This is a genomic window from Johannesbaptistia floridana, from assembly GCF_057440575.1.
Genome location: NZ_JALKVM010000336.1, coordinates 1 through 7,491, shown reverse-complemented (window position 1 = coordinate 7,491; position 7,491 = coordinate 1). Strand labels below are relative to the sequence as shown.

Below are 7,491 nucleotides of genomic sequence, written 5' to 3'. Positions count from 1 at the left end.
CTCGTGAAAGTGAGAAGGGTCGGTTTTATCGGTTGCCTAATACTCAGGATAAAGAGGCTATTGTTGCAGCGAAGGAGGAGTTAGAGAGGAGAAAAGCTGCCCATCAGGGGGAATTAAGTTTAGTTCCTGATGAACCATTACCAATAATGAGTGGTGTTTTTAATGCCCCTATTTATGGTCATGATACTTGGGGTAGCTTATTTACCTCTCGTCAAGCTTTAGCACTAACAACTTTAGTAAGCTTAATTAATAAAATTTATGTTGAAGTAGAAACTTCAGAAGATCGAAAACTTATAAAAGTGGTTCAATGTTGTTTAGCATTTCTTATAGATAAAATATCCGACTTAGGCAATTCTCTAAATGCTTGGGAAACTGTAGCAGAGTGTCCTAGACATCTTTTTGGTCGGCAAGCCATTCCCATGGTCTGGGATTTTGCAGAAGCAATATGTATAGGGAATTCTAGTGGTTCACTGGAAATTATAAATGAGCGTTTTTATCGTGTTTTAACCGAAGTAGGAAATAATTGGAGTCTAGGTCAAACTCAACAAGCAGACGCAACCTTACACCCCTTCCCCGATGACTTTATACAAGCCTTTATCTCAGACCCTCCATACTATGATGCAGTGCCATACTCAGACTTATCTGACTTCTTTTATGTATGGTTAAAACGCAGCTTAGGTAATCTTTACCCTAATTTATTTTCATCTCAAATAGCCCCAAAGGATGAAGAAATATGTGAAATGGCTGGTTGGGATTCTGCTAGATATCCACATAAAGATGGAAATTGGTTTGAAGCGCAAATGGCAAAAGCCATGGCAGAAGGTTGTAGAATACTCTCCCCTGATGGTATAGGTATCATAGTGTTTGCCCATAAATCAACATCAGGATGGGAAGCACAACTTCAAGCCATGGTAGATGCAGGTTGGACTATAACCGCATCATGGGCAATTGATACCGAAATGAGTACAAGATTACGTGCTAGGGACTCTGCCGCCCTCGCCTCATCAATCCACCTAGTGTGTCGCCCTCGCACCAAAAACCAAATCGGCGATTGGAGAGATGTACTGCAAGAACTACCTATTCGTATTCATGAATGGATGCCACGCCTTGCATCAGAAGGAATAGTAGGTGCCGATGCTATTTTTGCCTGTTTAGGACCTGCTTTAGAAATCTTCTCCCGCTATGACAGTGTAGAAAAAGCCTCTGGTGAAATAGTCACTCTCAAAGACTATCTAGAAAACCTGTGGGCTGCTGTATCTCAAGAAGCCTTGCGAATGATTTTCAAAGATGCCGATACATCATCTCTAGAATCAGATGCCAGACTTACAGCTATGTGGCTTTGGACTTTATCAACTGAAGCTGGGGATAACAACCATACGGAGGTAGAAGCAGAAGCAGATGAAGATGAATCCACCTCCAAAGCAGCTAACACAGGCTTTGTTTTAGAATACGATTCTGTAAGAAAAATCGCCCAAGGCTTAGGGGTTAACTTAGAAAACCTCAATACCCTAGTAGAGATTAAGGGAAACAAAGCCAGACTTTTACCTGTATTAGAAAGGTCAAAAGCATTACTAGATAAAAAGCGGTGCGACCCCGCGGAGGAAACCTCCGCAAGGAAACGCGCACCAAGACATGATTTAGACTCTCTTAAAACTCCCAAAAAAAGAAAAACCAAAAAGAATAAGAATGTACAAATATCCTTATTCCCGGAAGAAGAACAAAAGATTACTCAAAACAGGGATGATTCAACTATAGAGAATATAGGGAAAACTGTTTTAGACCGTATCCACCAATCAATGCTTCTGTTTACCGCAGGGAGAAGCGATGCTTTAAAAACCTTCTTAGTAGATGATGGGGTAGGAGATGACCAGCGATTTTGGACCTTAGCTCAATCTCTATCAGCATTGTACCCTAATGGGACTAGTGAGAAACGGTGGATAGATGGGGTATTAGCTAAGAAAAAAGGACTGGGATTTTAAGCAATACTTGTAGGGTGCGTTCAGTAAATGTAACGCAAAAGTTAATTATTTTGTGAACACAAACAGCTTTGGCTCATATCTTCCACCAGAACTTATGTACTAATTTTTCAGGAAAAATGTTTTTTATGGTTAATTCTCTATAATCTTTGTCTCCTAGGGGTTTAACACCAATTCTTTTACTCATTACTCCTTACTTCAAAACTCATTACTCAACCTCCACCAGTAACTTTGGGTAAAGATGCAAGAGCTAAGTATTATGTTGGGTTTCGTGACCTCAACCCAACCTACAGGCTACAGGCTTCTTACTTCAAAACTTCAAAACTCATTACTTCAAAACTCATTACTCATGTTTGGTGCGTTACGCGCTCCTTTGCACTTCACACCCTACTACTTGCCATATAGATAAGCGATCGCCCTCGGTCTGCTGTAAATTATAATTAGTATTATAAAAAAGTCCCCCTTGGTAAGGGGGATTGAGGGGGATCTTATCTGAGGCGATCGCCATTTAATTGATGTTCCCCCTGACCCCCCTTAAAAAGGCTATGCTTTATAAGCAAATCTGAAACCCTTGTATAGCAGGGAGCTTCTGAGCAGGGAGCAGGGAGAGGGATTTTAAGTAAAATTACTTAAGTTGTGGATAAAATGTATATTACTATACATTATTTTCTTAAACAAAATCTGAAAAAGCACAGAATCATAAGTTGGTGTTTTTGTCAAGTTTTATGTTAAGAAAGATGTTTATAAAGGATAGCTTATTAAGGGGGGAAGGGGGGAAAAGTTTATCTAATGAGCGGAACACTACAACGAGCACTGCGATAAAATATATTTAGAGAAAATACAGCAAAAAGTGTAAATTAAATCATAGTTTACACTATAAACGAAAGGGCGATCGCCTGAGACTTAGACCAAAGCACTTCTAAAAAAGTACTAAATAGGCCAACAGGCGAGAATCAATTTTTAAAATCCCCATCTATGCCGACCTTTCTTGCCTCTCTTGCCTCCTTTTAAGGGGTTAGGATCAATTCTTTAACTCATTACTCATTACTCCTTACTTCAAAACTCATTACTCAATCACAACCAGTAACATTAGGTAAAGATGCGAGGGTCTGAGTATTACCTATAAGAAAGTTTCTGTATCTCGACTATCCACAGGCCAATCTGAATTTTCGCCACCAATGATTATACGTTTGATAAGTAGATATTCTCGGTTAAGTTGTTGAATGGCATTAATTAAGACATCTACAGCAATTAAATCACTCATACCTAAATCAAACCAACAGCGCCCCCACAAACCGTTATATTCAAATTCTCCCATATTGTGCATCGGCGCCATTAAAATATTAGAATCTAAGTTATATTCCATATAGCTAATATCAGTACCCATATCTTGCACTTGGAGATTTTCTCCATTAAAACCCCCCAACTTACCTAGATAAAACCAAGAATTAAATAATTCTTCCACATACTGTTGTTCCATAATAGAAGGAATATTGTCAAACTCCAGCCAAATCCAAAGGTCAAAGGGATTAAATTCGCGAAACTCGATTTCCATGATTCTAAAATAGAGAAACAGCTTAAATATTTTAACCTTTTTTAACTATGAGTAAATTAATATATTTAAATAATCAAAAGAAATTAGCTGATTTGATGGAAAAGGCAGGGATTGAGGGTTACAGCCACTTGAGTAAGCTTAGTGGTGTTTCCCAACGAGAACTACGGAGACTAGAATATGGATTGCTACCAAAAATAAATCTTGATAATGCTATTAAAATCTCTTTGAGTCTGAATATCTCTTTGGCAGAATTTATTAACTATTTTTGGCCAGAAACCAATAAGATCAATCTCAAACCTGTGAACATAGAAATACAAAAGATTAACTCTTTAAGACAAGAATACAATGTATTACAAGCTATTCACAAAAATCAAGAACAATACTGGCAAGAATCAGTATTAAAGATAATCGAGTCGTGGTTGTTAAAATGGCCAACGGCCCTAGCGGCGATCGCCTATAATCCTAGAATACTCGCAACTCAATTAGTTCCTTTAATCAAACCTGTAGAACGATTATTAAAAGGTTGGGGAATTGAAGCAACGGCTAAAGTAGGTGCCAAGGTAGTCTATAATCCTGAAGAACATCAAATTATTGGGGGTGATATTCAACCAGGAGACTTAGTAAGAGTGCGTTATGTTGGCTATCGCCAAGGTGATAAACTACTATACAAAGCTAAAGTAAGTGCCATCAGCAAATCATAAAAAATATTTAAACTCCTCCTGAATTTATAAGATGACTAATGACTATTTTGCCACAGTAGCGCGAGGCTTAGAAGAGATTGCATCTCAAGAATTAGCAAACCTCGGGGCCAAAAATATTAGCCCAGCATTTACTGGAGTCCATTTTAGCGGAGATAAATCACTACTCTATCGCGTTAACCTGTGGGCAAGAACTATTTTTCGGGTACTTATGCCCATTAAAACAGTTAAATGTTCCAGTAGACAAGAATTATATCAACAAGTGCGTTCTATTGATTGGCAAGATTATCTCAGTTTAGACCAGACTTTTGCGGTTAATTGTACTGGTGGTAATCGCAATCTCAATCACAGTCATTTTACCGCTCTTGAAGTAAAAAATGCCATCGTTGACCAACAAAGAGAACGAACCGGAAAACGTTCTAATGTATCTATCAAAGAACCTGATATACTTATTAATGCTCATATTTATCAAAATGATTGTATATTAAGCTTAGATAGTTCGGGAGAGAGTTTACATCGCCGTGGATATCGCCCTGCTATGGGATTAGCACCTATAAAAGAAACCTTGGCCGCAAGTTTACTCAATATAGCTAATTGGCAGGGGGATGTAGCTTTTTTAGACCCTCTATGTGGTTCAGGAACTTTGCCGATAGAAGCGGGGATGAAAGCTTTAAATATTGCTCCTGGTTTAAAGCGTGAAAAATTTGCTTTAGAAACCTGGCCAGATTTTGATGCTAACTTATGGGAAAAATTACGTAAAGATGCGAAAAATAGTCAATTGTTTAAATCTGAGGCTGTGATTAGAGGCAGTGAAGGTGATTCTCAAATCCTGAGTCAAGCACAAAATAACCTCAAATTGTGTCAATTAGATAGTCATATTCAACTTTTACATCAACAGTTAAAAGATGTATATCCTCCCGCAGATACAGGCATTGTGATTACTAATCCTCCCTACGGTAAGCGCGTGGGTAAAGCTTCAGAATTAGCTAGTCTCTATAAGTTGTTGGGAGATATATTAAAACAACGTTTTTGTGGTTGGCGTGCCTATATTCTTACAGGTAATAAGGAGTTAGCTAAGAAGATTGGTTTAAAGCCCTCCCGTCGTCTACCAGTATATAATGGCTCTTTGTTATGTAGTTTATTAGAATTAGAAATCTATTAAAAATTTCGAGATTCTAAAACCTGTTTAATTGTGGTTAAACTCTCTAAACTAATCAAGCCACGATGACCATATTTTTGATTAGCGATCGCCAAATAAACGGCATTTTCCTGAGGGCTTAAACGAGAAAATCTAGGAGAGCGATTAATATAGGTAAAAATACTATTAACTTCTTGAGTAAAATAACGAGTTTCTGCGTATGAATCGCTGATTATACAATCGGCATGACCACTACTATATCTATTGATAAAATCTGTCCCTTCGATGATGTCTTCTACTTTTTTAAAAGCAATTAGTTTTTCAAAGTGGGCTTGACCCCAATTTTTTTCCTCAAATGCCTTCAAATATTCTGGAAATTCTTGAGCTAATTCTGCATCTCCCCCTAACTCAAATCCTGCTTCCTGTAATTTTTTCCACAGTTTTACTAAGGCAAAGCTTTTGTAATTACTTTCTATCACTACCTTTTCTATAGCATTTACAGGATCAGGGCTACTATCATGACTATCAATAATCGCTTGATATGCCAAGTCTATATCTCCTGAATTAGAATAATATAAATAGCAATTACTCATTACTGAAGTTATTGTTGGTACACTCGCCAACTCTTTCACTTTTTTGACTAAGCTTGGACGACCGTAGGGTATTGCTAATTGTATATAATCATTTTGAGTTAATAACTCCTGTAAAGATGTTCCTTGGTCTGAAGATAGCTGTTGTACACAATTAGGGGGTAACTCTACCATCCCTAGGGCATTTTGTATCACCGATAGTATAACTTTATTCACATGACTTGATTCTCCCATGCCTCTTAGTATGATACTGTTGCCTGACTTGAGAGACATCGCCGCGGCGATCGCTGCTAATTCTGGAAATCCTTCAAAAATAAATGCTATTACTCCCAAGGGTACTGACCTACAATATCCTTCAAATGTACTGTAGTATTGGTAGGAGTGATTAACCTGTCTCGCCAGAGGATCTGTTAATTTAGAAATAGTCTTAATAATGGCAATTGTCCTTTCTAGACGTTTTGGAGTCAATTTTAGCCATTTAATAATCAAATTTTGCACAGCCATTTCTCTAGCTTCTAGTAAATCGAGGGTATTAGCTTCTAAAATTTGGTCTAAAGATGCTTCTAATCCCTCAGCGATTGCTAATATAGCCTGATTTTTCAAAGAAGGCTTATAAGTTGCCAACTTCAGATAATCTTGCTGTGCGCGTTTGACACAAAGTTTTAAAGAAGTTTCTGAGTCCATATTGATATATTGATCAACGGCGATAAGCCAACCAAACCATAATAGCGGGAATAATAGCTAAAGTTATAGCGAATATAGCCCATACTATCATACTAATTCCCGATCCAGAGCGCAAGGCAAGGGGTAGCCAGATAATTAGTAGAATTAGAATAATCGCCAAAGCAAAGGGGAGGTAAGTCTCGCTTAAGCCTTGATTAGAACCAATCCAACGATTGTTATGCCAGCGCCAGCTTTTTTTATAGGGGTAGTGAGAAGATAGCTGTTCAATTTCATGACCATTTTCTTGAACCACAAAAATTTGTTGACAGCGATCGCAACCAAAGGCTTCTGTTAAGACAATGGGTTTCAAGCGTCCTTTTCGGCGACAAGGACAGTCATATTCCGATGTTAAATCAATTTTCTGAGCTTTTCGATGTGTCACAATCTAAAAACGTAAGTTATGGTTAAAAAAAATTAGAATATATAAGCTATATCTTAACTCGATTTTCTCTAACTTAAAATCCTGTATTTTGTTTTTTTCTTTGCCTAAGAGAGAATTGCTATATCCTATAATTAAACAAAGAATTAATTAGTCTTATTGCCAATCATGTTTAATCAAGAAACAATTTTAGCGGCCGCACTTTATTTAATCCTAAGTGGATTATACCTGTTAATTATTCCTGGTACAGTTTATTTTTATCTTAAACAACGCTGGTATGTGGCAAGTTCCTTTGAAAGAGCTTTTATGTATTTTCTGGTATTTTTCTTTTTTCCTGGTATGCTCCTCTTGAGTCCTTTGCTCAATTTTAGACCTAAACGCCGAGAAATAAAAGCTTAAACTATTGCACGCCGAGAAATAAAAGCTTAAACT

General features: G+C 37.5%; 7 protein-coding genes. 4 read left to right on the top strand and 3 right to left on the bottom strand.

Annotation, left to right across the window (positions count from 1 at the left end):
• Positions 1–1,979, top strand: a 1,979-nt coding sequence (locus tag MW688_RS18970) for a DUF1156 domain-containing protein (protein ID WP_486737580.1), incomplete at its 5' end; no start/stop codon positions are given.
• A 1,117-nt stretch (positions 1,980–3,096) separates the two neighbouring features.
• Here the strand turns inward: MW688_RS18970 and MW688_RS18965 are convergent.
• Complete coding sequence (locus MW688_RS18965; protein ID WP_486737579.1) at positions 3,097–3,531, bottom strand: DUF3531 family protein; 435 nt, start codon at positions 3,529–3,531, stop codon at positions 3,097–3,099.
• A 47-nt stretch (positions 3,532–3,578) separates the two neighbouring features.
• Between MW688_RS18965 and MW688_RS18960 the strand changes: the two genes are divergently transcribed.
• Positions 3,579–4,232, top strand: coding sequence for a helix-turn-helix domain-containing protein (locus MW688_RS18960; RefSeq protein ID WP_486737578.1), 654 nt, complete (start codon positions 3,579–3,581; stop codon positions 4,230–4,232).
• Between the two features lie 31 nt (positions 4,233–4,263).
• Positions 4,264–5,391, top strand: coding sequence for a THUMP domain-containing class I SAM-dependent RNA methyltransferase (locus MW688_RS18955; protein WP_486737577.1), 1,128 nt, complete (start codon positions 4,264–4,266; stop codon positions 5,389–5,391).
• Here the strand turns inward: MW688_RS18955 and MW688_RS18950 are convergent.
• The gene (locus tag MW688_RS18950) at positions 5,388–6,641 is read right to left on the bottom strand and encodes an aldehyde dehydrogenase family protein (protein WP_486737576.1); all 1,254 of its coding nucleotides are present in this window, start codon (positions 6,639–6,641) and stop codon (positions 5,388–5,390) included. The two genes, MW688_RS18955 and MW688_RS18950, sit on opposite strands and share 4 nt — an antisense overlap.
• A gap of 13 nt (positions 6,642–6,654) precedes the next feature.
• Complete coding sequence (locus tag MW688_RS18945) at positions 6,655–7,062, bottom strand: hypothetical protein (RefSeq protein WP_486737575.1); 408 nt, start codon at positions 7,060–7,062, stop codon at positions 6,655–6,657.
• 165 nt (positions 7,063–7,227) lie between these two features.
• Here MW688_RS18945 and ndhL point away from each other — a divergent pair, with 165 nt between their 5' ends.
• A complete protein-coding gene (ndhL, locus tag MW688_RS18940; protein ID WP_486737574.1) occupies positions 7,228–7,458 on the top strand; it encodes an NAD(P)H-quinone oxidoreductase subunit L in 231 nt (76 codons plus the stop codon).
• The last annotated feature ends 33 nt before the right edge of the window (positions 7,459–7,491 follow it).